The following is a 22,832-nucleotide window of genomic DNA, read 5'->3' as shown; positions in this document are numbered from 1 at the left end:
CCATGCGCTTCCCCCCCCTGTCCCGAAGGGCCGTCCTGAAGGGCCTGGGCACCGCGATGGCGCTGCCCTGGCTGGAGGCCATGGCCCCGGCCGCCGGGCTCGCCCGACGCCCCGGCGGCAAGGTCGCCCCGACCCGGATGGCCTACCTCTACGTCCCCAACGGCGCCCACATGCCCGGCTGGACCCCCGAGCAGCTCGGGGACGACTTCACGCTCCCCCGGGTCCTGGAGCCGCTCGACCCCTTCAAGCAGCAATTGCTCGTCCTCAGCGGCCTGGCCCAGGACACCGCCCGCGCCCACGGCGACGGCGGCGGCGACCACGCCCGATCCATGGCCTGCTTCCTCACCGGCGTCCACCCGGTCAAGACCAACGGCGCCGACATCCGGGCCGGCGTCTCGGTCGACCAGGTCGCGGCGGCCAAGATGGGGCATCACACCCGGCTGCCTTCCCTGGAGCTGGGGGTCGACCCGAGCGCCCAGTCGGGAAACTGCGACTCCGGCTACAGCTGCGCCTACTCCTCGAACATCTCCTGGAGGAGCCCCACGCAGCCGGTCCCCAAGGAGATCAACCCCCGGCTGGTGTTCGAGCGCCTCTTCGGCGACGACTCCCCCGACCGGCTCACCGAGCGTCGGCGGCGCTACAACCGGAGCATCCTCGACCTCGTCTCCGAGGACGCCCGGCGGCTCCACGGCCGACTCGGCGTCGACGACCGCCGCAAGGTCGACGAGTACCTCGGCGCCGTCCGGGAGATCGAGCGTCGGCTCGTCATGGCCGAGCAGAGGCGCACCGAGGAGGTCGAGCGGCCCGACGACCTCGTCAAGCCCGAGGGGGTCCCCAAGGACAATCAGGACCACCTCCGGCTGATGCTCGACATGCTCGTGCTGGCCTTCCAGACCGACCAGACCCGCATCGCCACGATGGTCTTCGCCAACGAGGGCAGCAACAAGAGCTACAACTGGATCGACGTGCCCGAGGGGCACCACAGCCTCTCCCACCACCAGGGGGACGCCGAGAAGCAGGAGAAGATCGCGCGGATCAACCGCTACCACGTCGAGCAGCTCTCCTACTTCCTCGGCCGCTTGAAGGAGATCCCCGAGGGGGACGGCTCGTTGCTGGACCACTCGATGATCGTCTACGGCAGCGGCATCGGCGACGGCAACCGCCACAACCACAACGAGCTGCCGATCGTCCTGGCCGGGGGCGGCTGCGGCCGGATCCGGACCGGCCGGCACCTCCGATACGACGAGGACACGCCGCTGAACAACCTGTTCCTCGCGATGCTCGACCGCATGGACACCCCCGTCGACGAGCTGGGCGACAGCACCGGACGCCTCGATCGCCTCGACGGCTGACACGCCGCCCGCCTCCCCTCCGTCCGGGCCCCCGCCTCAATCCGGCTGGGCCCGGATGTGGTGGTCGGTGAACTCGGTGTGCTCCATCACGCTCGGCCGCCGGGGCATGTGGCAGTCGATGCAGCCCCGGCTCGGGTTGATCGGGCAGGGGGCGGATCGGGTGGCCTCGGAGGGCGGCCCGGTCGCGGCGACGGCCGGTCCGGGGTGGCAGGAGAGGCAAACCTCCTCGTAATGCCGTGGCTCGTGCTCGGCGTCCCGGTGGGGGTCGTGGCAGCTCACGCAGTCGAACTTCGCCGAGGCGGGCGCGCGGGCGAAGCAGGGGCTCCGGACGAACGTGGCCGCCTGGAACCGGACGGCGGAGGGGTGGCTCGACTCGGGCAGGGGGGCGTCCGAGGGCGGGCGGTGGCAGTCCCCGCAGAGCCCGACGACCTGGCCGGCGGTCGCCAGCCTCGGCCGGGCGATCGCCGGGTCGGGGAACCCCCGGTCGACGGCCATCAGGTGGTTCCCCGCCGGGCCGTGGCATCGTTCGCAGCCGATCGCGCCGTCGGCCAGCGTCGGGCCGGCCCTCGCCCCGGCCTCCCGGAAGTTCGTCGTGTGGCAATCGAGGCAGGCCCGCTGCTCCCGGGCCGAGAGGGGCAGGCCGAGCCACGCCCCCGGCGTCTCGGGCACCTCGGGGTGTCCGGTCGTCCGGCCCCAGCCCACCCCCTCGCCGTAGTGCGAGAGCCTCAGCTCGACGACTCGGCCCTGCTCGTCGACCCCGACCGGCGTCATCCCGCGGGTGCCGGAGCCCAGCACGTGCAGGACCCTGGCCCAGGATCGGTCGCCCTCGGCCTCGGTCTCGAAGACGATCGCACCCCCCTCGGCCCGGATCCGGTGGACGATCTCCGGGTCGATCGGGTCGGGGACCGGCCCGTCGGGGAGGGGGAGCACGCCCGGCTCGGGGTCGGGATGGAAGGTCCGGGCGTGGCTGCTCGACTGCTGGTCCCGGACGATGGCGGGATGGCAGTCGACGCAGCGGTCGGAGCCGACATAGGGGGCCGGCTCGACCCGCATCGGATCTTCCGGCACCCCGAGCGATCGGGCCCTCGTCCGAGACGAGATGGCCGCATCGATCTCCCCCCGTTGCAGCCCGGCCCGGCCGGCCAGCCACAGCGATTCGGCGTCGGGCGGGTCGACCGCCTTCAGCACGGGCCCGGCGAGGTCCCCCCGGCCGAGGCCGAGGTGGGCCCTCGCCAGGTCCTTGCGGATCTCGTCGGGGGGGATCGGCGCGCGACCCGGGGTCGGGTCGAGCCTCAGGGCCCGGTCGAGGGATCGGGCGGCCCCCCGGGGGTCGAGCAGGGCCAGCTCCGCTCTCCCCCGCATCGCGGCGGAGAAGGCCTCCCAGCCGGGCCGACCGTCGAGCCGGTCGGCCCCGCCCAGGACCCGCTCGAACCGGCCCTGCTCGAAATCCCGCCCCATCAGGGCGGCGGTCGCCTCGGCGTGCGAGGGGTCGTCGGCCAGGGCGAGTTCGAAGGCCGCCCGGGCCTCGTCCGGCCGCCCTTCCCGACGCAGGATCTCGCCGAGCAGGTACAGATCCTCCGCCTCCATGGCGGCGCGATCGACCCGTCCGTAGACCCGACGGGCCGAGTCGGCGTCCCCCAGCCGGGCGTAGGATCGGGCGAGCAGCAGGGCCGCCCGCCGATCGCCGCGGTCCGCCCGCAGTCGCTCCCGGGCGAGCCCGGCGGCCCGCTCGAAGTCGCCGCCTTCATAGGCCGCCCGGGCCCCGTCGGCCGGGTCGGCCCCGGGCCGGGCGACCGACGACCAGGCCCACCAACCGCCGGCCCCGGCGACGAGCAGCAGGGCGGTCGAGATGGTCCAGGTCGCTGGGCCTCGCACGGCGGCCTCCCCTCGGCGTCCGAGGGCGATCGGCCTCGGCGTCCGCGGCCCACCCGGGACGAACGGGGAGCCGCCCTCGGGAGGGGTCCGGCGCGGTCCCCCTGCCGGGTGCTCAGGTGTTCGGCTTCTTCTGGTGCGCGGCCAGGGGGCGGAGCACGGCGAGCATGGTGTTCAGGTGCGCCAGCCGGGGGCCGAAGCGGTCGACGAAGTCGGAGAGGGCGAAGTCGCCGTCGACGAGGTTCTCGTGATACTCGGCGAGGTACTCGGTCAGGTCGCCGAGCAGCGAGGCGTGGACCTGCTCCAGCTTCCCGAGCGACTCCTTGCAGGTGTCGAGCACGTCGCCGTGGCTGTTCTGCCAGCGTTCCAGGTCGGCGACCTGACGGGCCCGCTGCTCCCGGGCGACCTGGGTCGTCTCCCGGATCATCTCGAGCTGCTGCCGCTGGGCCTCGAGCGTCTGCCGCTGCAACTCGATGGTCTGCGACTGGAGGTTGACCATCAGGTTCAGCAACGCCACCGGGTCGTTGCCCGCGGCATAGGGGACGGACTGCCCGGTCGGCGTGATGTCCATCCGGTAGGTCCACGGCGGCGAGTTCTGGTTATCGCTCGAAGACACCCCGACCTCCTCGAAACTGGGTTCGGACGGCGAAGGCACGCGGATCGGCGAGGGACTCATCCTTCATCGGCGCCCGGGCCGCGCCCCGTCCAGCCCTCCCGGCTTCATCGACAAGTATACGACCGGGGGCCAGGCGGTACAGGTCAAGCATGCCGACCCGGGGAGGGGAGGGGCCCTCCCGGGCCGGGAGGGCTCAGCCGAGCGAGCCGAGGGCCTCGAAGGCGTCGGCCAGGCCGTCGACGACGTCGCCGGCGATCAGGCCGACCTCCCCGCTGTGCTGCCGGGCGATGTCCCCGGCCAGGCCGTGGGCGTGCACGCCGAGCACGGCGGCCTCGAACGCCGGCAGGCCCTGGCCGATCAGCGCGGCGATCACCCCGGTGAGCACGTCCCCCGCCCCCCCCGTCGCCATGCCGGGGTTGCCGGTGTTGTTCACGAACAGCCGGCGGCCGTCGGTCACGATCGTCCCCCGGCCCTTGAGCACGACCGTCAGGTGCTCCGACCGCCCGGCGAAGGCGGCCGCCTTCGCCTCCCGGTCGGCCTGGATCTCGGCGACCGGGTCGCCGGTCAGCCGGGAGAACTCCCCGGGGTGCGGGGTGATGACGATCGGCCGCCTCGAGGAGCGGAGGATCTCGGGGGTCGCGGCCAGGGCGTTCAGGGCGTCGGCGTCGAGCACCGCCGGGGTCGAGATCCCCTCGACCAGCCACCGGACCATCGCCGAGAGGCCCCGGGACTGCCCCAGACCCGGCCCGACGGCGAGCACGTCGGCCGGGCCGATCAGCCGGTCGAGCGTCGGGGCCGAGGCCGGATAGTCGATCAGGCCGTCGCCATCCTGGGGCAGGGGATAGGTCATGTAGCTCGGCTCGAAGGTGGCGACCACGGGGGCCACCTCGCCCGGGCAGGCGACCCGCACCAACCCCGCCCCGGACCGCAACGCCGAGGCCCCCACCAGGCCCGCCGCCCCGGCCATCCCCCGGCCCCCGGCCAGCACCAGGACGTGGCCGTACATCCCCTTGTGGGAGTCGGCCGGGCGCTTCTCCAGGCCGGGGATCGTCTCGAACCGCTCGATGCTCATGACAGGTCCCCGAGGCCGTGCCGCTGCGGACGGGCCGAGGCCCCGTCTCCCTTGGACGCTCCATCCGGGGCGATCCCCTCCTGGGGGGTCCGTCCCAGCCGGGCCATCGCGGCCCTCCGGGCGATCAGGGCGGCGACGTGACCGCCGTTGAACCCGGAATCGATGTTCACCACCACCACGTTCGACGAGCAGCTGTTGAGCATCCCCAGCAGCGCGGCGAGCCCGCCGAAGTGGGCGCCGTAGCCGACGCTCGTCGGCACGCCGATGATCGGGCAGTCGGTCAGGCCTCCCAGGACGCTCGGCAGCGCCGCCTCCATGCCGGCGACGGCGATCAGCACGTCGGCCCCCTGCAACTCGTCGAGCCGGCCGAGCAGGCGGTGGATGCCGGCGACCCCGACGTCGGCCACCAGCGCCACGTCGCAGTCCCAGGCCTCGGCCGTGACCCTCGCCTCCTCGGCGACGGGCAGGTCGCTGGTCCCCCCGGTGACGATCCGGACCACGCCGAGCTTCGGCGGCTCGGGCCCCTCCCGGCGGATCCGGAAGGTCCGGCCGATGGGGTTGTGCTCCCCCTCGGGGAAGGCCCGCTTCAGGCGGTCGGCGGCGTCGGGGGCGACCCGGGTGACGAGGCAGCCCTCCCCCTGGCGCTTCATGGCGTGGAGAATCCCCTCGACGTGCTCGGCCGTCTTGTTCAGGCCGAAGATCACCTCGGGGAAGCCGCAGCGGAGCCGGCGGTGGTGGTCGACGGTGGCGTACTCCCCGACCTTCTCGAACGGCTCCGGCCATCGGATCTTGTGCTCGGCCTCCTCGGGACTGATCGCGCCCGATTTCACCGCGTCGAGGAGCGTCTTCAGGTCGTATGCGTCCATCAACTGACCGCCTCTGGGCGAAGCTCGGGGGGGCGAATCGGGCCGGGGACCGGGGGACGGGCGGGCACCGCGTCGCGGCGGGGGAGCCCGTCACCGTCCCCGGCACGGCTCCCCGCCCGATCGGAGTCCACGCCGGCCCGGTCACGACCGCCAGGCGCCCCGGGGCCGAGGCGACGACGACCGCCGACGCCCCTCGTTCCGTTGTATCCGGAGTCCGGGCCCCCTGGCAACGACCCGGGGGGCGGATCGGCCCCGGGCGGGGGGAAAGGGAGGGCATCACCCCCGGCCCGGGGAGTCGATCAGGGCCGCCTCGTCATCGGAGTTGGCGTGCGCGGAGTCGCGCGGCGAACGCCCCGGGCTCCATCGGCTCGGGCTGGGGGACCAGCTCGATGAAGTCGAGGCGCAACCCGGCCGCCGGGCATTCGATCGCCAGGGTGTGGCGACCCGGGTCCAGCGCGAAGGGCGTCTCGACCACGACGGGCAGGAACCCCGCCCCGGCCTCGATGGGCAGCTCGACCGGCGGGGCCCCGTCCATGCTCAGGGCGATCTTGCGGGCATCCCCCTCGGATCGGAGCCGGATGCAGAGCCGATACGAGCCGGCGTCGGGGACCTCCAGCTCCAGGTTCGCCGTCCCCGGCCCCTCGGCCAGCGCGGCGGCCCCTCCCACGGCGACGGGGTCCTCGTCCACCCGGAGGGGGCCGCCGGCCGGCACCAGGGACTCCGCCTCCCAGGCCAGGGGCTGGGGGATCGGGATGCCGTGGAACGACCGGGCCCGGCCCCGGTAGATCGACAGGTCGTGCTCCCGCATCAGCAGGAACCGCCCGACCATCTGATACGAGTACGATCGGGGGATCCCGAGGGTCTCGGTGAATTCCTCCGCGGCGACGCTGATCGGCATGGTCCCCTCCCTCAGGACCCGCTCGGCCTCGAGCCTACGCTCGTGGTACCCCCTCGTGGTCTGGATCGTCTCGGGCCAGGACCAGCCGACGCAGACGGCCGCCAGGATCGCCATCGCCTGGGGCACGGCCGGGGCGATCCTCATCCGGACCATCAGGAGGTAGGCGGCGATCCCGATCGGCTGGGTCAGGGCCATGTATCGGGAATCCCAGTACGACGGCACCCGCCCCCGGCCGTAGCCGATGGCGCAGGAGACCAGCAGGGTCGAGCCGAGGAACGCGGCGAGCCCCCACCGGCCCGGGTCGTCGAACTTGGCCTTCCCCGAGGCGATCCGCACCAGGTCCCGGCCGAGCCCGACGCCGATCAGCGCGATCGGCACGAGGATCGCCGCCGAGGCCCAGGGCCAGAGGGCCTGCAACGGCGGCCTCCCGAGCCAGCCGAGCGAGGCCTTCAGCGCCACCGTGGCGGCCTCGGCGACCGACTCGCTCCGGAAGGAGTCGTGCCAGGGGCATTCCGGGATGCCGAGGATCATGGCCCCGGCCGTGGCCGCGACGACCGTCGAGCCGATCAGCCCGGTGGCCTTCCAGGCGGTCGAGGCCCGGCGGGCCATCCCCGCGACGACCACCCCGCAGAGGCCGACCGCCCAGAAGTTCCCGGCCGGCCCGGCCGAGAGGCAGACCGCCAGGGTCAGCCCCAGGTAGGCCAGGAGGCTCCGGGTCGACCCCAGGGGCCGCTGGGTCGCGGCCCCTCGGATGGCGACGCAGAGCAGGCCCGTCGCGATGGCATAGGCGTACCCGTAGATGACGACCGTCTCGAAATGCCAGGGGTTGAGGATCACCAGGGGGAAGAAGGCGTCACCCAGGGACGACTTCCCCCTCAGGTCCCTCGCGGTCGCGACCAGCGCCAGGGCCCCGACGGCCATCGATCCGAGCCCGACATAGTGCATCACCTGCATGTCCAGGGAGCCGACCTCCCCGAGGACGTACATCGCCAGCCGGGTCAGCGGGGCCCGGTGCTCGTTGGCCGGGGTCAGCAGCCACGAGATCGAGAGCGGCTCCACCCCGGCCGCCGGCGCCACCAGGCACCATTCGTCGCACCAGGGGAGCGAGCTGCCGTGGCTCCGGATCAGCATCGCCTGTCCGAGGCAGCAGAACGCCCAGACCAGCAGCACCGCCCGGAAGTCGGGCTCCCGGAGCCGACTCACCCAGGCCCGGGCGACCCCGCGGCCGGGCGCGGGGGACGGCCCCACCGGGCCCCCGAACCGGTCGTCCTGACCACGATCCATCATCGACGGGTCCTCCTGCGACGACCGGCCCGAGCGGGCGGGACGCGGCCTCCGACCGACGAGCCCGGCGGCGGCCCGGTCGTCGGCCGAGCCGTTCGGGACCCTCGCCGCCTCCTTGCGGACGAGGGGCCGCCCCCGAGGACGCCGTCCTCGGTCGGGGGGCGATCGACCATCCGCCGATCCCGATGCGGCCCCCTTGAGGCGGGATACAGACACGTTTTCCCGGGATTGGTCAACCGCAACCCGCCCGATGATCGACTCGCGGCGGTTTTCAAAGGCACTCGGGCGCGTGCCGGGGAGGCCCCGATCGCGGCCCGAGGGGGATCGCCCCGACTCGCCGGGCCGGCGGTTGCCGAGTCGTGATAAGATAGACCGCCGTCGCCGATCGCCCGTCTCCCGGCCGATCGCCGCCCCGACGTCCCGGCCCGAACGGAGGCACCGGATGAACCCGGAGCACCCCCGAGACGCCGAACCCGCCCCCTCCCCCCTCCCGTCGGGCCCCCCGGAGGGGGACGGCGCGGCGGCGCTCGGCCTCTCGGTCGACGCGGGGCCGACTCGCCGGAAGCGGCCCCCCCGGGCCGCCTCGCCGCTGGTCCGCCTGAAGCGTCGGATGACGATCCTCGACACGCCGGAGGAGGAAGCCGAGCGGAGGCCGTTGCTGGAGAACCTGCTCGTCGGCTGGACCGGCTCGGTCGTCACCCACGGCCTGATCGTGCTGCTGCTGATCCTGATCGTCGTCCTGCTGCCGAAGGAGAAGGAGCGGGTCGCCTTCGACACCTCGCTCGGCTCGGCCTTCGGCGAGGAGGAGGGCCTGGAGCGGCTCGGCGGCTTCGACGAGGAACTCGTCGAGCCCCTGGAGCTGGACCCGGCCGCCCTGGGCGCCGACCCGCTGCTGTCGGGCGTCGACCCCGGCATGGAGCTGACCGCCGAGCGGATCCTCGCCGACGCCGTCCGCCCCGGGCCGGGGGGCGGGCGGCCGGGGGTCGGCGGGGGGGACTTCGGGGTCGCCCGGTTCGGCGAGGGCCTGGAGACGATCCGGGGGGTCGAGGTCAAGGTCGGCGACCCGCAGTTCACGCTCATCTGGGACACCGCCGCCGACATCGACCTGCACGTGATCGAGCCCGGCGGCTCCCACATCTACTGGGCCGAGCGCCAGGGGGACAACGGGGGGGAGCTGGACGTCGACGACACCGACGGCCTCGGGCCGGAGAACGTCTACTGGCTCGACCCCGACGCCCCCGAGGGGGAAAAGGTGAAGGGACAGGGGCCCTCGGGCGTGTACCATTGGTACGTCCTCTACTACGGCCCCCCGAGCGGCTTCGGCGGCCGGGCCGTGCCGACCCGCTGGAAGGCCCGCGTCAAGCACCTCGGCGAGGTCTCGGTCTTCGAGGGGACGCTCCGCCGGATCGGCGAGCGGAGCGACGTCCGGAGCCTCCGCGTCGGGTCGGCCGAGGATGGGGGATCCTGATCGGGGCGGATCCGATCGCCCCGCCTCCCCCGCGATGGCCCCATCCCACCCCGAGGGAAGACGAAGATGACCTCCCGCCGCCAGTTCCTCCGCTCCGGCGTCGGCCTCGCCGCCGCCTCGGGGCTCTCCCCGTCCTTGCTGAGGGCCCAGGAGCCGGGCCACCGGCCCGACCGGCCCGAGGGCGTCCGGGTGCTCAACCCCAGGGCCCGGGTCCCCTTGAGCTTCATCATCGACGACTCGACCTGCCTGGTGAACCTCGCCCACTTCTGCATCCCGCAGTTCGCCGAGGTCTTCCCCGACGACTACCCCCAGCCCTGGCGGGAACTCCCGAGGGAGATCCCCGATTCCTTCGTCCGGTCCTTCGGCGAGTGGTGCCACGACCACGGGGTGAAGGGCAAGTACAGCATCGTCCCCTTCCCGGCCTGCGTCGGCTGGGTCGACCGCGAGATGCCCGGCTGGTCCCGCCGGGAGCTGCGCGAGAGCCTGGACCTGGTCCGGACGCTGATGCTGCCCGACTGGGACATCCACCCCGAGATGATCACCCATACCTGGGTCATCAACACCAAGACCGGCCGCCCCCATGCCGAGCGGACCGAGGACTACATGGAGAACTGGGGCTGGAGCGCCGGCCGGTCCGTCGACGAGCTGGCCGACTACCTCGGCTACGCCCTCCGCCTGCTCAAGAACGCCGGGCTGCCCTGCGAGGGGGTCACCACCCCCGGCGGCTTCGGCACCCGGGCCCTGCCGGAGCTGTCCCGGGCGACTTTGGAATCGGTCCGTGACGTCTTCGGCGCCGAGATCCCCCACTACTTCCGCCACCTCTACACCGACGACCGCAGCGTCGCCCCCCGGGTCGAGTACGCCTCGGGCCTCGACGGCGACGACCCCCGGTGCGTCGTCTCGATCATCGGCTGCACCGGGGACTGGTTCGGCGGCTGGGACGGCCTGACCCCCGGCTCGGTCGACCAGTTCATCACCGAGGATCTCCAGGGCGGCCGCCTGCCCGAGGTCATCGCCCGGGAGGAGCCGGCCATCCTCGTCTGCCACTGGCCGGGCATCTACTACAACGGCGAGGAGCTGGGCTTCTCGATCTTCAAGGAGGTGGTCGCCCGCCTGGAAGCCGGCTATGACAACCTCCTCTGGATGAAGAACAGCGAGATCGCCCGCTACTGGGCCGCCCGGGAGCTGACCTCGATCGGCGCCTCGGCCGATCGCGTCTCGTTCCTGGCGCCGTATGCCTGCCCGGCGTTCACCGTCGCCGTCGACGGGCCGAGGGAGGGCGCCCCGGCGGTCGATCGGGGCTCGGGAGGGCCCGAGCCCCTGCGAGAGGTCCGGGATCGGCTCCGGCTGGAGCCGGGGACCTGGTGTCGGTCGGACGACGGCGTGACGGCCTGCTTCGACCTGCCGAAAGGGGCCTCGGCGATCTCCTGGTCGGCCGGGGGCTGACCGGGTGTGATCCGCCGATCAGGACGATGGGCGTCGAGCCCCGGGGCGACAGCTCGCCCCGGGGCCGACGCGGTCGTCGACGTCACTGGGCCGCGTACCCGGTGGGCACCAGGGCCGGCTGGGCGGCGGGGGCCGGCGCGGCCGGGGTGGTCGCCGTGGTCAGGCCGGCGGGGGAGGGCACCGGCTGGGTCGGGTCGCGCTGGAGTACCACCCGCATCCAGCCGGTCGGATCCAGGTCGGAGATCGAGGAGATCAGGAACCCCTGGAGCTGGTCGGTCGGCACGGAGGTGTCCACATCCTGCCCCTGGAGCTTCCCGGCCAGCACCCCGAGGGCGCCCGAGCGGTTCAGCAGGTTGAGGGTCGTGGTGTCGTCCTCGGTGTCGCCGACGGCCACCACCGTGGTCCCGGCCCCGCCGTAGGTGACGCTCTCGACCTGGCCGACGACCTTGACCGTCCGGCCGCCGTCCTGGGGCTCGAAGTCGGCCGCCAGGGTGATCTCGGCCTCCTCGATGATGAACCGGAGCACCCTCGGGCTGGAGGCGAAGCCGAACAGGCCCCGGTTGCCGAAGTCCTCGGGCGCGGGGACCTCGATCGTCAGATCCCGGACGAACACCACGAGGTTCCCCTCCGAGTCGACCGCGAACGCGGGAGGCTCCCCCGGCTTGCTGACCCGGAGGGCGACCGCCTCGGGGCTGTCGGACTGCGAACGGACGTCCTCGATCGCCTTGAGCAGATCCTCATACGAGGCGTTCTGGACGACCTCCAGGCCCTCGCCCGGGGGCGCCTCCCCCTCGGGGGGGACGATCTTCACCAGCAGGTTCTCGACCTCGCTGGCCTGGTCCGACCGGAAGTACCCGGCGGCGAGGTTGGTCAGGACCGAGTTCAGGTGGACGTCCAGCGTCAGGCCGGAGTCGGGCCGTGCGAACTCGGGGGGCTGGGGGAAGTCGGCGCCGACCTGGGGGCCGCCGTCGGCGGCCCACTGGAGCACGCCGTTGATGTAGGCGGCCGTCGGGTTCGAGGCGAAGGCCAGCTCCGTCATGGCGAAGTCCTGGAACCGGAGCGTCCGGTTGCCCACCAGGAACTGCCGGATTTGGGAGTTGATCTGCCCCGCCTGCTCGGCCGACTTGATCGCGGCCAGCTCCTGGGTCCCCTGGGCCGTCTCGGCCCGGATCTGGGGCAGGGCCTGCTGCTGCAACTCCGAGAGGATCCGCTGCCGGTCGTAGCCGATCAGCCCGGCCACGGCCCGGGTCAGGCCCGGGCCGAACCCCGCCTTGGGCGAGGCGCCGAAGGCCGCGCTCACGTTCGGGGCGTTCTGCGGGTAGACGAACAGCCCGTCGGGGGTGAGCACCGCCGTGGCGGTCACGTGGTTGGTGTTGTAGATGGTGGCGCCGAAGTAGTACATGTTGGTGGCCTGCCTCCCCTGGGGATCCTGGGCCACCTGCTGCTGGAAGTTATTGACCGGCGTGGTGCTGTAGCTCCACTGGCTGTTGTAGAAGGCGATGCCGTCGGCGCTGTCCATCAGGCCGAAGCCGGTCTTGGGCCCCGGCTGCACGTAGGAGGTCTGCCCCTTGAAGTAGATGACCTCGGGGTTGACCACGTACTGGTTCAGGAACGGCGAGAGGACCCCGGCGTCGGCCACCACCTGGACGTTGGGCCGGTCGAGCAGCCGGTCCAGCTCGGCCGAGAGCGCCTGGGCCGGGGCCCACGGGTAGGACGCCTGGGTCTGCCGGAGCGACGCCAGGCCCCCCCGAAGTTTCCGGGAGGCGTTGAGCCGGTCGGCGACCGACTCGGCCCCCTCGTAGTCCCGGACGGCCTGGTTGAGCCGGTCGACGTAGGTCGCCCACTTCTGCTTCAGGGCCGAATCGCGGTCGACGGGGGCGGCATGGGAACCCTCCGGGGCGGCCCGATCGTCGACGGTCGGGTCGGAAGCCTCGACCTCCTCGTCGGCGGGCTCGGAGTCCTCGTCCAACCGGTCGGGGGGCTCGTCGGCTCCCGGCCCTTCTCCGGCCTGCGTCTCCGCCTCGTCGGCATCCCCCGCGAGTCTACCCGGCAGCTCGGCCACGGCCGATTCCAGGTCCCGGAGCGCCCGGGCGACGCCGAGCCTCGGCTCCAGCCAGTCGGCCAGGGCGGCCCGGGTCCGGTCGGAGGGGCCCCAGGACTTTGTGGCCAGGGCGTCCCGCATCCGGCCGAGCCGTTCGAGGTGCGCCAGCCGGTCGGCCGCCGTCTCGGCCGTGGCCTGGGCCTCCAGCTCCCCGATCACGGCATCGAAGAAAGTGCCCCAGTCCCCGGCCTTCTCGGCCCCCGAGCCGCCCTCGGTGAGGGCCTGCTTCGCCTCGTCGATCCGTTGGACGACCTGGTGGTACGTCGAGGTGGCCGGGGCGGCGCCAAGCATCACGCAGAGGCCGAGGCCCAGGATGCCCGCCGTCCCTGCCCGAGATCGAACCCATTGCATCGCGTCGTTTCCTTCCTTCGGTGGCGGTACGTGCACGCCGGGCCGGGCGTCCCGGTCCCGCGCCAGGGGCGTGACTTGCCCAATCCGCAACGATGGTGCTGCAATTCCCGGGCCCGTGCCAGGGCCTGGCGGAGATCCGCCCCGGGCCCGGTTGGACTCCCCCCGGGGGGGGCGTGATACAATCGGGACGATCGAGACGATCCGTCGGGATCCGCCGTCGGCACCCCGGGGCCCCGGTCGGCCCGCCCATCCCGACCCGAATCGACGACCTCTCCCCCCCGAAGGGCCTGCGATGGACCATCCGGACTCCTCCCGGACCCCGGCCTCGGCCGGGGCCCGGCCTCGGCCGACGATCGGACGACTCGACCCGCTCCTGGGGGCGACCCTGGTCTCCCTGACGCTGCTCGGCCTCGGGTCGGGCTGCGGGGGGGGCGACCCCACCGCAGCCGGCGCCCCGAAGGCCGATTCGGCCGCGCCGGATCGCGGGGAGCTGGACCAGGACCCCTTCCCCCACGTCGACGGCGAGGCCCAGGCGGCCAACCCGATGGTCCCCCAGGAGCCCAGCCCGTTCCGGTTCGAGGAAATCTCCCGGACCGCCGGGATCGACTTCGACCACGTCTCCGGCATGACCGACGAGCGGTATTATCCCTCGGCCAACGCCTCCGGCGTGGCGATCATGGATGCCGACGGCGACGGCCTGATGGACCTCTACTTCGCCTCCTGCACCCTCTTGCCGCTCGGCTCGTCCGACCTCGGGGGCAATCGCCTCTACCTCAACAACGGCGACGGCACCTATCGCGACGGCACCGAGGCCTCCGGGCTGGGCTTCCGGGGCTTCAACCACGGGATCGTCGCCCACGACTTCGACGGCGACGGCGACACCGACGTCTTCCTCGCCTGCTACGGCCCGAACCGCCTCTACCGCAACGATGGCGACGGCACGTTCACGGATATCAGCGAATCGGCCGGCGTCGAGAACATGGGCCGGACGGTCGTCGATCGGCAGGCGGACGCCTCGGGCGAGATCGTCGAGTCCGAGCGGGCCCTGGTCAACTGGGCGTCCGGGGGCGCCGCGATCGACTACGACCTCGACGGCGACCTCGACCTCTACGTCGCCATCCACGGCGACTGGAGGCTCCCCGAGGACGACAAGTGGTGCGGCTTCGAGGACCGGGGCATCCGGCTCTATTGCTCCCCCCGGCAGATCCGGACCGTCAAGCACGTCCTCTTCCGCAACGAAGGCGACCTGACGTTCACCGACGTGACCGACGAGGCCGGCGTCGGCCGCGCCGACGGCCACGGCTTCGGCGTCGTCGCGGCGGATCTGAACGCCGACGGCCTGGCCGACCTCTACGTCGCCAACGACCAGAACCCCAACTTCCTCTTCCTGAACAAGGGGGACGGCACCTTCACCGACGCCACCGAGACCTCGGGCGCCGCCTTCGACATCGACGGCATGGCCCAGTCCGGCATGGGGGTCGACGCCGAGGACGTCGACGGCGACGGACTGCCCGACCTCTTCGTGACCAACTTCCAGAACGAGTACAACACCCTCTACCGCAACACCGGGGACGGCTTCTTCACCGACATGACCCCGTTCTACGGGCTCTCGCAGGACAGCCGCCCCTGGGTCGGCTGGGGCACCGCCCTGGCCGACTTCGACTCCGACGGCTGGCCCGATTGCTTCGTCACGAACGGCCACGTCGACGCCAACCACCCGGACTACGAGTACGAGGAGCCCGCGCTGCTTATGAGCAACGTCGCCCTGGGGGGCGACCCCACCAGCCGACGCTTCAAGCTCGCCACCCGGGACGCCGGCCCCTACTTCGACGCCGGGCACGTCGGCCGGGGCGCCGCCTTCGGCGACCTCGACGACGACGGCGACCTCGACATCGTCGTCAGCCACAAGGACGAGCGGCCCGCGATCCTCCGCAACGACACCCCCCGGGCCGATCGCCACTGGATCCGACTCCTCCTGACCGGCACCCGGAGCAACCGGGACGCCGTCGGCGCGATCATCACCGCCGAACTCGGCGAGCTGACCATCCACCGCCAGCGGAAGTCCGGCACGAGCATGCTCTCGACCAACGACCCCCGCGTCCTGATCGGCCTGGGAGACGCCGAGTCGATCGACCGCCTGGCCGTCCGCTGGCCCTCCGGTGCCGAGACGGTCCTGGAGGACGTGCCGGTCGACCAGGACCTGGCGATCACCGAGCCGGAGGTGGAGGACACACCGGCGGACTCCTCGTCGGATTGAGGCGTCGAGTCGCGTCCGAGGACGCGACTCGCCGGGGTGGGGAGATGGTGCCGAGCCGCTTCGGTGTCCGTCCCGCGGCCCGGCCGCTGCCATCGCCCCCTGCTCCGGGGTATCCTGCCGGTCGCACCGATGTCGAGGGCCTAGTTCGAGGGAAGACCACCCATGCGGGACATCCGCTTCGCCTCCGCCCAGTTCGAGCACCGGGACGGCGACAAGCTCGCCAACCTCTCCCGGATCCGGGAGCTGACCCGACAGGCCGTCGAGCAGGGGGCCGAGGTCGTCTGCTTCCACGAGTGCAGCATCCCCGGCTACACCGTGCTCCAGACCCTCGACCGGCCGACGCTCGCCTCCTGGGCCGAGCCGGTCCCGGACGGGCCGTCGACGGAGGCGCTGATCGGGATCGCCCGGGAGCACGGCGTGGTCGTGATGGCCGGGCTGGTGGAGATCGACGACGACGGGGACCTGTATAATTGCTACGTCGCTGTCGGGCCGGACGGGTTCCTCGCCCGGCACCGGAAGCTCCATGTCTTCATCAGCCCCCACCTCTCGCCGGGGGAGGGGTACACGGTGTTCGACCTGGGTGGCGTCCGGGTCGGCATCCTGACCTGCTACGACAACAACCTGCCCGAGAACGCCCGGGCCACCACCCTGCTGGGCGCCGAGGTGATCGTCGCCCCCCACGTCACCGGCTGCCTGCCGTCGACCATGCCGGGCCGGGGGACCGTCGACCGCGCCCTCTGGGAGAACCGGGAGCGCGACCCCTCCCGCCTCCGCCAGGAGTTCCAGGGGCCCAAGGGCCGGGGATGGCTGATGCGATGGCTCCCGACCCGGGCCTGGGAGAACGGCGTCTACTACGTCTTCTCCAACCCCGTCGGCGTCGACTTCGACACGATCAAGCCGGGGCTGTCGCTGATCCTCGACCCCCACGGCGAGGTCCTGGCCGAGTGCTCGGCCCTGGGAGACGGCCTCGCCGTGGCCCTGCTCACCCCCGAGGCCTTCGCCGGCGCCTCCGGCCGGCGCTACCTCGACGCCCGACGCCCCGAACTCTACGGGCCGATCACCCGCCCCCACCCCGAAGGCCACCGGCCCGTGACGAAGCCGGGCTGGGCGCTCTCCTACGAGGCGGGGAGGCCGGGATGAGGGAGAGGAGGAGATCTCCCGCAGGGTCGCGGAGACGCGGAGGGGGACGGAGCGGGGCCTGCTCCCCCCCTTGATTCTCCTCCGCGACTCTGCGACCCTGCGTGAGGTCTTCATCCCCCCAGGATCCCCCCGATGCCTCCCGCCGAACTCCAGGGCCTCCGCGCCATCGTGCTCGGCTCGACCTCCGGGATCGGCCGGGCCTCGGCGATCGCCCTGGCCCGATCGGGGGCCGACGTGATCGTCCACGGCCGGCGCTCCCGGGAGCAGGCCGAGGCCGTCGCCGACGAGTGCCGGCATCTCGGCGTCGGCCGGGCCGCCGTGCTCATGGCCGACCTGGCCGACCGGGACGCGGGGGACCGGCTGGTCGACGAGGCGTGGGCGACCTGGGGCGGGCTCGACGCCTGGGTGCAGGTCGCCGGGGCCGACACTCTGACCGGCGACGCCTCCCGGCTCGACTTCGACGCCAAGCTCGACCTGCTCTGGGCCGTCGACGTGGTGGCCGCCATGCGCCTCTGCCGGCGGGTCGGCCGGCGGATGAAGCAGCAGGGCCGCGGCGTGATCCTGACGATGGGCTGGGACCAGGCCGAGACGGGGATGGAGGGGGACTCCGGGGAGCTGTTCGCCGCCACGAAGGGGGCGGTGATGGGCTTCTCGAAGAGCCTCGCGCTGGGCCTCGCCCCCGAGGTCCGGGTCAACTGCCTCGCCCCCGGATGGATCAAGACCTCCTGGGGCGAGAAGGCGTCCGACGACTGGCAGCGTCGGGCCGTCTCCGAGGCCCCGATGGGCCGATGGGGCACCCCGCAGGACGTGGCCGAGGTGGTCCGGTTCCTGGTCGGGCCCGGCGCCTCGTTCCTGACCGGGCAGGTCGTCCGGGTCAACGGCGGGGCGATCCGATGACGGAGGGCTGATCCATGCCTCGACGACCCTGGTCGATCTTCTTGCTCGGTGCGACCTGCTTGGCGCTCGGCTCCCCGGCCCCCGGGGCCGACGACCCGTCCCGGGCCGAGGCCGAGCGGGCCCTCCGTGCCGCGGTCGGGTTCTTCCACCGGGAGGTGTCCGCCCACGGCGGGTACGTCTGGCGGTACAGCTCGGACCTGACCGACCGCCGGGGGGAGGCGGTCGTCGGCCCGTCGACCGCCTGGGTCCAGCCCCCCGGCACCCCGACCGTCGGCGAGGCGATGCTCGACGCCGCCCTCGCCACCGGCGACCCCGACCTGCTCGACGCCGCCCGGGACGCCGGCGAGGCCCTCTGCCGGGGCCAGATGCGCTCCGGCGGCTGGGCCTACTCGATCGCCTTCGACCCTGCTGAGCGGCTCGACTACGCCTATCGAGACAACCCGCCCGGGGCGAAGGGCTCGAAGCGCGACCGCCGCTTCACCACCCTCGACGACGACACCACCCAGGCGTCGGTCCGGTTCCTCGTCCGCCTGGACGAGGCCCTCGGCTTCGAGAACGAGCGAATCCACGAGGCTGCCGGCTATGCCCTCGAATCGATCCTCCGCGCCCAGCACCCCAACGGCGGCTGGTACGTCTGGTGGGAGGAGTTCCCCGAGCCCCCCTCGGAGGAGGACTACCCGGTCACGCCCGCCTCCTACCCCGAGACCTGGAAGCGCGAGTGGCCGAACGACTGGCTCGGCCGGTACGTCCTGAACGACCACCTCATGTCCGACATGATCGACACCCTGCTCCTGGCGTACCGGACCTACGACGACCCCCGCTACCTCGACTCGGCGAAGAAGGCCGGCGACTTCCTCATCCTCTCCCAGATGCCCGACCCCCAACCCGCCTGGGCCCAGCAGTACAACGTCGCCATGCACCCCGAGTGGTCCCGCAAGTTCGAGCCCCCGGCGATCAGCGGGTACGAGTCGCAGACGATCATCGAGACGTTGATGCGCCTCTACCGCGTCACCGGCGACGAGAAGTACCTGGAGCCGGTCCCCCGGGCCCTCGACTACCTCCGACGCTCCCAGTTCCCCGACGGCCGGATCGCCCGCTTCTTCGAGCTCCGGACGAACCGGCCGCTCTACTTCACGAAGGATTACAGGCTCACCTACAGCAGCGACGACATGCCGACGCACTACGGCTTCATCCAGAACTCCCGGGTCGACCGCATCGCCGCCGAATATGAACGGCTCCGGCAGTCCGGCCCCCCCTCGGATGCCGAACCCTCCCGGTCGCCGCCGAGGCTGACACTCGGGCTCGCCCGGCGGGCCCGGGAGGTGATCGACGCGATGGACGACCGGGGCGCCTGGGTCGAGCGGGCGAAGAACGGCTCGCCGATCATCGAGTCGGCCACCTTCTCGGAGAACGTCCGGGTGCTGGCGGATTACGTCGCTGCGACGGAGGGGATTCCGGAGTCCCGTTGACGGACCGGCCGGGGCGGGTGCGACAATCGACCCATGCCGAACGACCGCCCTTGCCCCCGACCTCGCCTCCTGTTCATCACCGGACGGCTCGCCGAGTTCGCCCTCCGCCAGGTGCTCGACGACCTGGCGCCCCGGGCCGGCGTCGAGGCCGAGGTCGCGGTCCTGCCGATCACCGTCGCCGCCCTGATGCCGACCCCCTGGATCGCCCGGCACCTGGAGGTCCCCCCGGGAGTCGACCGCGTCATCCTGCCCGGGATGTGCAAGGGGGACCTCGCACCGGTGGTCGAGAAGGCCGGGGGCGTCCCGGTCGAACGCGGGCCGGACGACCTCCGCGACCTCCCCCGGTCCTTCGGACTCGACTCCCCGGACGCCGAGGGCTATGGCGCCTTCGACATCGAGATCCTGGCCGAGATCAACCACGCCCCGACCCTGCCCCTCGACCAACTGCTCTCCCAGGCCGACCGCTTCGCCGCCGAGGGGGCCGACCGGATCGACCTCGGTTGCGACCCAGGCGGCCCCTGGCCCGGGGTGGCCGAGGCGGTCGTCGCCCTCCGGGAGCGGGGCCACCGCGTCTCGGTCGACAGCTTCGACCCGGTCGAGGTCGCTCGGGCGGTCGAGGCGGGGGCGGACCTCGTCCTGAGCGTCGACGGCTCGAACCGGGATCGGGCCGGGGACTGGGGGGCCGAGGTCGTGGTCATCCCCGACCGGGTCGGCACGCTCGAAGGGCTGGACGCGTCGGTCGAGTCCCTCTCGAAGCACGGCATCCCGTTCCGGATCGACCCGATCCTGGAGCCGATCGGCTTCGGCTTCGCCGCCTCGCTGGGCCGGTACCTGGAGGTGAGGCGCCGGTATCCTGATTCGGCGATGATGATGGGGGTCGGGAACCTGACGGAGCTGACCGACGTGGACTCGGCCGGGATGAACGTCGCCCTGATCGGCGTCTGCCAGGAGGTCGGGGTGGGCAGCGTGCTGACGACGGCGGTCATCAACTGGGCCCGGTCGTCGGTCCGGGAGATCGACCTGGCCCGCCGGCTGTCCTATCATGCGGTGACGAACCGGACCCTGCCGAAGCACCTGGAGCCGGGCCTGGTGACGCTCCGGGATCCGAAGGTCCCCCGCTTCGGCCGGGACACCCTGGAGGAACTCCAGCGTCGGATCCGGGACCCGAACTGGCGGATCTTCGCCGAGGATGGGGTGATCTACGCCTTGAACCACCAGCACTTCCTGGCCGACGCCGACCCCTTCGCCCTGTTCGACCGCATGGGGGTGGCCGACCCGGAGCACGCCTTCTACCTCGGCTACGAGCTGGCCAAGGCCCGGACGGCCCTGACCCTGGACAAGCACTACCGGCAGGACCAGGCCCTCGACTGGGGGTACCTCACCGAGCCCGAGGTCGGCGCCGTCGAGCGCCGGAAGCGGGAGCGCCGGCAGCACCGGGGCCGTCCCGAGGGCGGATCGGGGGAGGCCGGGGCGTGATCCTCGAAGGCATCGTCACCACGGTCGGCCCGGACGGGCTTTTGAACGTCGCGCCGATGGGGCCGGTGGTCGAGTCGGCCGAACTGGCCCGGTTCGTCCTCCGGCCGTACACCTCGTCGACCACGTATCGGAACCTGAAGGCCCTGGGGGAGGGGGTCCTGCACGTCACCGACGACGTGCTGACGATCGCCCGGGGGGCGATCGGCCGGATCGAGGACGCCCCGACCCGGCCCGCCGACGTGGTGCACGGCCGGATCCTGACCTCGGCCTGCCGGTACGCGGAGTTCCGGGTGGTCGAGCTGGACGACTCGGGGGACCGGACGACGATCCGCTGCGAGGCGGTCGCCTCGGGGAGGCTCCGGGACTTCTTCGGCCTGAACCGGGCCAAGCACGCGGTGGTCGAGGCGGCGATCCTCGCCACCCGGCTCGACTTCCTCCCGATCCCCGAGATCCTGGAGCAGTACGACCGCCTCGCCGTGCTCGTCGAGAAGACCGCCGGGCCGGAGGAGGCCGAGGCGTTCGCCCTGCTCCGCTCCCACGTCCGGCGGGTCGCCCGGTCCCGGGGATTGGCGATCCCCGGCGAGGCCCCGGCGGCCGTCCGGGTCCGGACCCCCAGCCGACTGCACTTCGGGCCGCTCGCCTGGGGGCCGGAGGCGGGCCGGCGGTTCGGCGGGGTCGGCCTGATGGTCGAGGATCCGGGGATCACCCTCCGGGCCCAGCGGGCCGACGACTGGGGGGTGACCGGGCTGATGAACCTCCGGCCCCGGGCGTCGGACTTCGCCTCCCGGGTCCTCTTCCAGCTCGCCCGGAAGATGGACCGGGCCCGGGCGATGGCGACCCACCTCCACCTGGAACGGGGGCCGGCGGAGCACGTCGGGCTGGGCACCGGGACCCAGCTCGGGCTGGCGATCGCCCGGGCGATCACCCTGGTCAACGGCAAGGGGGACCTGCCGGTCGACCGGCTCGCCGCCCTGACCGGCCGGGGGGGACGCTCCGGGGTCGGCATCCTCGGCTTCCGGCACGGCGGCCTGGTCGTCGACGGCGGCCACCGGGCCCCCGGGTCGGTCCCCCCGCTGATCGCCCACGCCCACCTCCCCGAGTCCTGGTCGGTGCTCGTCGCCATCCCGAACGCCCCCGCCGGCCTGCACGGCGAGGCCGAACGCGCCGCCTTCCGGGACCTCCCCCCGATGCCCGAGCCCGTCACCGACCGCCTCTGCCGCCTCGTCCTCCTCGGGCTCCTGCCCGCCGCCGCCGACCGGGACCTCCCCGCCTTCGGCGCCGCCCTGGTCGAGATCCAGGAGCAGGTCGGCCGCTGGTTCGCCCCGGCCCAGGGTGGGGGGATCTTCGCCGGGCCGGAGGTCGAGGAGGTGGCCCGGTTCCTGGCCGATCGCGGCCTGCACGGCGTCGGCCAGAGTTCCTGGGGGCCGGCCATTTACGGCTTCGACGACGGCCCCGAGGACCGCCGATCGGCCCTGCTCGCCGACCTCCGCGACCGCTTCCAGCTCCGACCCTCCCGGGCCTTCTGGACCCGGGCCTCCCGGGCCGGCGCCTCGGTCGAGCTGATCGAGCCGGTCCCGGAGGACCAGCTCGGCGCCGTCCTGCCCTGAGCCCCGGCCCGACCTCCCCGACCCCGAGCGCTCGCCCCCCGGGACGACGGTCAGACCAGGCCCTTCGACCGTCGCCCGGCGGCGTCGACCCGGCCGGGAGGCGGTCGGTGCGCTTGCGGTGCGCCTCGGGCGTCTTGGCGAAAGTCCCTTTTGTGATTCGGGTTGTGATGGAGTCCTGGGGTCGGAAATGGCTTCGCTCGGTCGAACCGTCCCGACCGGCGTTGGGTTCATTTTTGCGCCTCCGGGGCGTTAATGCCCTGCGTGGATTCGGGGCGGGCGAGGTGGGCCGGATCGGGGCCGGTGCGCCGGTCGGTGCGCTGAATAGCGGTCCCGGTTTGGCTGACGTAAGTTGGGATTCGTGAAGGGCTTGATGCGGGTTGGCGGGGAACGAAATGGGTTCGGTCCGTCGATCGGCCGGGCCGTCGTTGGGTTCGTTTTCGCGCGGCGAGGGGACGGCGTCGCCGACGGCGGACCACTCGGGGATCGACGGCCGGGTCCTCAGGTCCGGGGCGAGGGCCAAGCTGCTCTCGGCCCTTCGGCGGGGGGTGGCTGGGGGCCGAGCAGCGGCCCCCAGTCCCGGGAGCCGTCGCCTGGGATCCGCGACTCGGCACCCAGCCACCCGATCGTGACGAGTCCGAGCCGTCCCGGACGAGGGGACGG

Annotated in this window: 15 protein-coding genes; 9 read left to right on the top strand and 6 right to left on the bottom strand. The window is 72.9% G+C overall.

Annotated features, from left to right (window positions below):
• Positions 1-2 precede the first annotated feature (2 nt).
• Positions 3-1,352 (top strand): DUF1552 domain-containing protein, encoded by a 1,350-nt coding sequence (locus ElP_RS28870; RefSeq protein ID WP_145276139.1) that lies wholly within the window; start codon positions 3-5, stop codon positions 1,350-1,352.
• A 36-nt stretch (positions 1,353-1,388) separates the two neighbouring features.
• On the opposite strand, the gene ElP_RS28865 is transcribed toward ElP_RS28870, so the two are convergent.
• The 5 genes from ElP_RS28865 to ElP_RS28845 all read right to left on the bottom strand — a co-directional run bounded on the left by ElP_RS28865 (position 1,389) and on the right by ElP_RS28845 (position 7,963).
• Positions 1,389-3,227, bottom strand: a complete 1,839-nt coding sequence (locus tag ElP_RS28865; RefSeq protein ID WP_145276138.1) for a tetratricopeptide repeat protein — start codon at positions 3,225-3,227, stop codon at positions 1,389-1,391.
• 112 nt (positions 3,228-3,339) lie between these two features.
• A complete protein-coding gene (locus ElP_RS28860) occupies positions 3,340-3,840 on the bottom strand; it encodes a hypothetical protein (RefSeq protein ID WP_231749299.1) in 501 nt (166 codons plus the stop codon).
• 193 nt (positions 3,841-4,033) lie between these two features.
• Positions 4,034-4,912 carry an NAD(P)H-hydrate dehydratase gene (locus ElP_RS28855; protein ID WP_145276135.1) on the bottom strand — a complete coding sequence of 293 codons (879 nt, stop codon included), beginning with the start codon at positions 4,910-4,912 and terminating at the stop codon, positions 4,034-4,036.
• The gene (larB, locus tag ElP_RS28850) at positions 4,909-5,778 is read right to left on the bottom strand and encodes a nickel pincer cofactor biosynthesis protein LarB (protein WP_145279070.1); all 870 of its coding nucleotides are present in this window, start codon (positions 5,776-5,778) and stop codon (positions 4,909-4,911) included. The genes ElP_RS28855 and larB overlap by 4 nt, the downstream gene beginning before the upstream one ends.
• 313 nt (positions 5,779-6,091) lie before the next feature.
• Entirely contained in the window at positions 6,092-7,963 is a 1,872-nt protein-coding gene (locus ElP_RS28845) for a carbohydrate-binding protein (protein WP_145276133.1), read from the bottom strand.
• 439 nt (positions 7,964-8,402) lie between these two features.
• Here ElP_RS28845 and ElP_RS28840 point away from each other — a divergent pair, with 439 nt between their 5' ends.
• Complete coding sequence (locus tag ElP_RS28840) at positions 8,403-9,428, top strand: YfaP family protein (RefSeq protein ID WP_145276131.1); 1,026 nt, start codon at positions 8,403-8,405, stop codon at positions 9,426-9,428.
• Positions 9,429-9,494: 66 nt separating this feature from the next.
• Positions 9,495-10,874, top strand: a complete 1,380-nt coding sequence (locus ElP_RS28835) for a hypothetical protein (RefSeq protein ID WP_197446458.1) — start codon at positions 9,495-9,497, stop codon at positions 10,872-10,874.
• 82 nt (positions 10,875-10,956) lie between these two features.
• Here ElP_RS28835 and ElP_RS28830 read toward each other — a convergent pair whose 3' ends face one another.
• Positions 10,957-13,326, bottom strand: coding sequence for a hypothetical protein (locus ElP_RS28830; protein ID WP_145276129.1), 2,370 nt, complete (start codon positions 13,324-13,326; stop codon positions 10,957-10,959).
• A 292-nt stretch (positions 13,327-13,618) separates the two neighbouring features.
• Here ElP_RS28830 and ElP_RS28825 point away from each other — a divergent pair, with 292 nt between their 5' ends.
• The 6 genes from ElP_RS28825 to ElP_RS40090 all read left to right on the top strand — a co-directional run bounded on the left by ElP_RS28825 (position 13,619) and on the right by ElP_RS40090 (position 22,172).
• Positions 13,619-15,583, top strand: coding sequence for a CRTAC1 family protein (locus ElP_RS28825; protein ID WP_145276128.1), 1,965 nt, complete (start codon positions 13,619-13,621; stop codon positions 15,581-15,583).
• Between the two features lie 162 nt (positions 15,584-15,745).
• A complete protein-coding gene (locus tag ElP_RS28820) occupies positions 15,746-16,723 on the top strand; it encodes a nitrilase family protein (RefSeq protein WP_145276126.1) in 978 nt (325 codons plus the stop codon).
• A 132-nt stretch (positions 16,724-16,855) separates the two neighbouring features.
• On the top strand, positions 16,856-17,620 hold the full coding sequence (locus ElP_RS28815; RefSeq protein WP_145276124.1) for an SDR family NAD(P)-dependent oxidoreductase: 765 nt from the start codon (positions 16,856-16,858) through the stop codon (positions 17,618-17,620).
• A gap of 14 nt (positions 17,621-17,634) precedes the next feature.
• On the top strand, positions 17,635-19,089 hold the full coding sequence (locus tag ElP_RS28810) for a hypothetical protein (RefSeq protein WP_145276122.1): 1,455 nt from the start codon (positions 17,635-17,637) through the stop codon (positions 19,087-19,089).
• Positions 19,090-19,122: 33 nt separating this feature from the next.
• Positions 19,123-20,565 (top strand): DUF6513 domain-containing protein, encoded by a 1,443-nt coding sequence (locus tag ElP_RS28805; RefSeq protein ID WP_145276120.1) that lies wholly within the window; start codon positions 19,123-19,125, stop codon positions 20,563-20,565.
• Positions 20,562-22,172, top strand: coding sequence for a beta-ribofuranosylaminobenzene 5'-phosphate synthase family protein (locus ElP_RS40090; RefSeq protein WP_231749298.1), 1,611 nt, complete (start codon positions 20,562-20,564; stop codon positions 22,170-22,172). The genes ElP_RS28805 and ElP_RS40090 overlap by 4 nt, the downstream gene beginning before the upstream one ends.
• Positions 22,173-22,832: the final 660 nt, after the last annotated feature.

It is taken from the genome of Tautonia plasticadhaerens, assembly GCF_007752535.1.
GTDB classification, from domain to species: Bacteria; Planctomycetota; Planctomycetia; order Isosphaerales; family Isosphaeraceae; genus Tautonia; species Tautonia plasticadhaerens.
The sequence above is the reverse complement of the archived record's forward strand: the minus strand, read 5'-3'. Positions and strand labels throughout refer to the sequence as shown.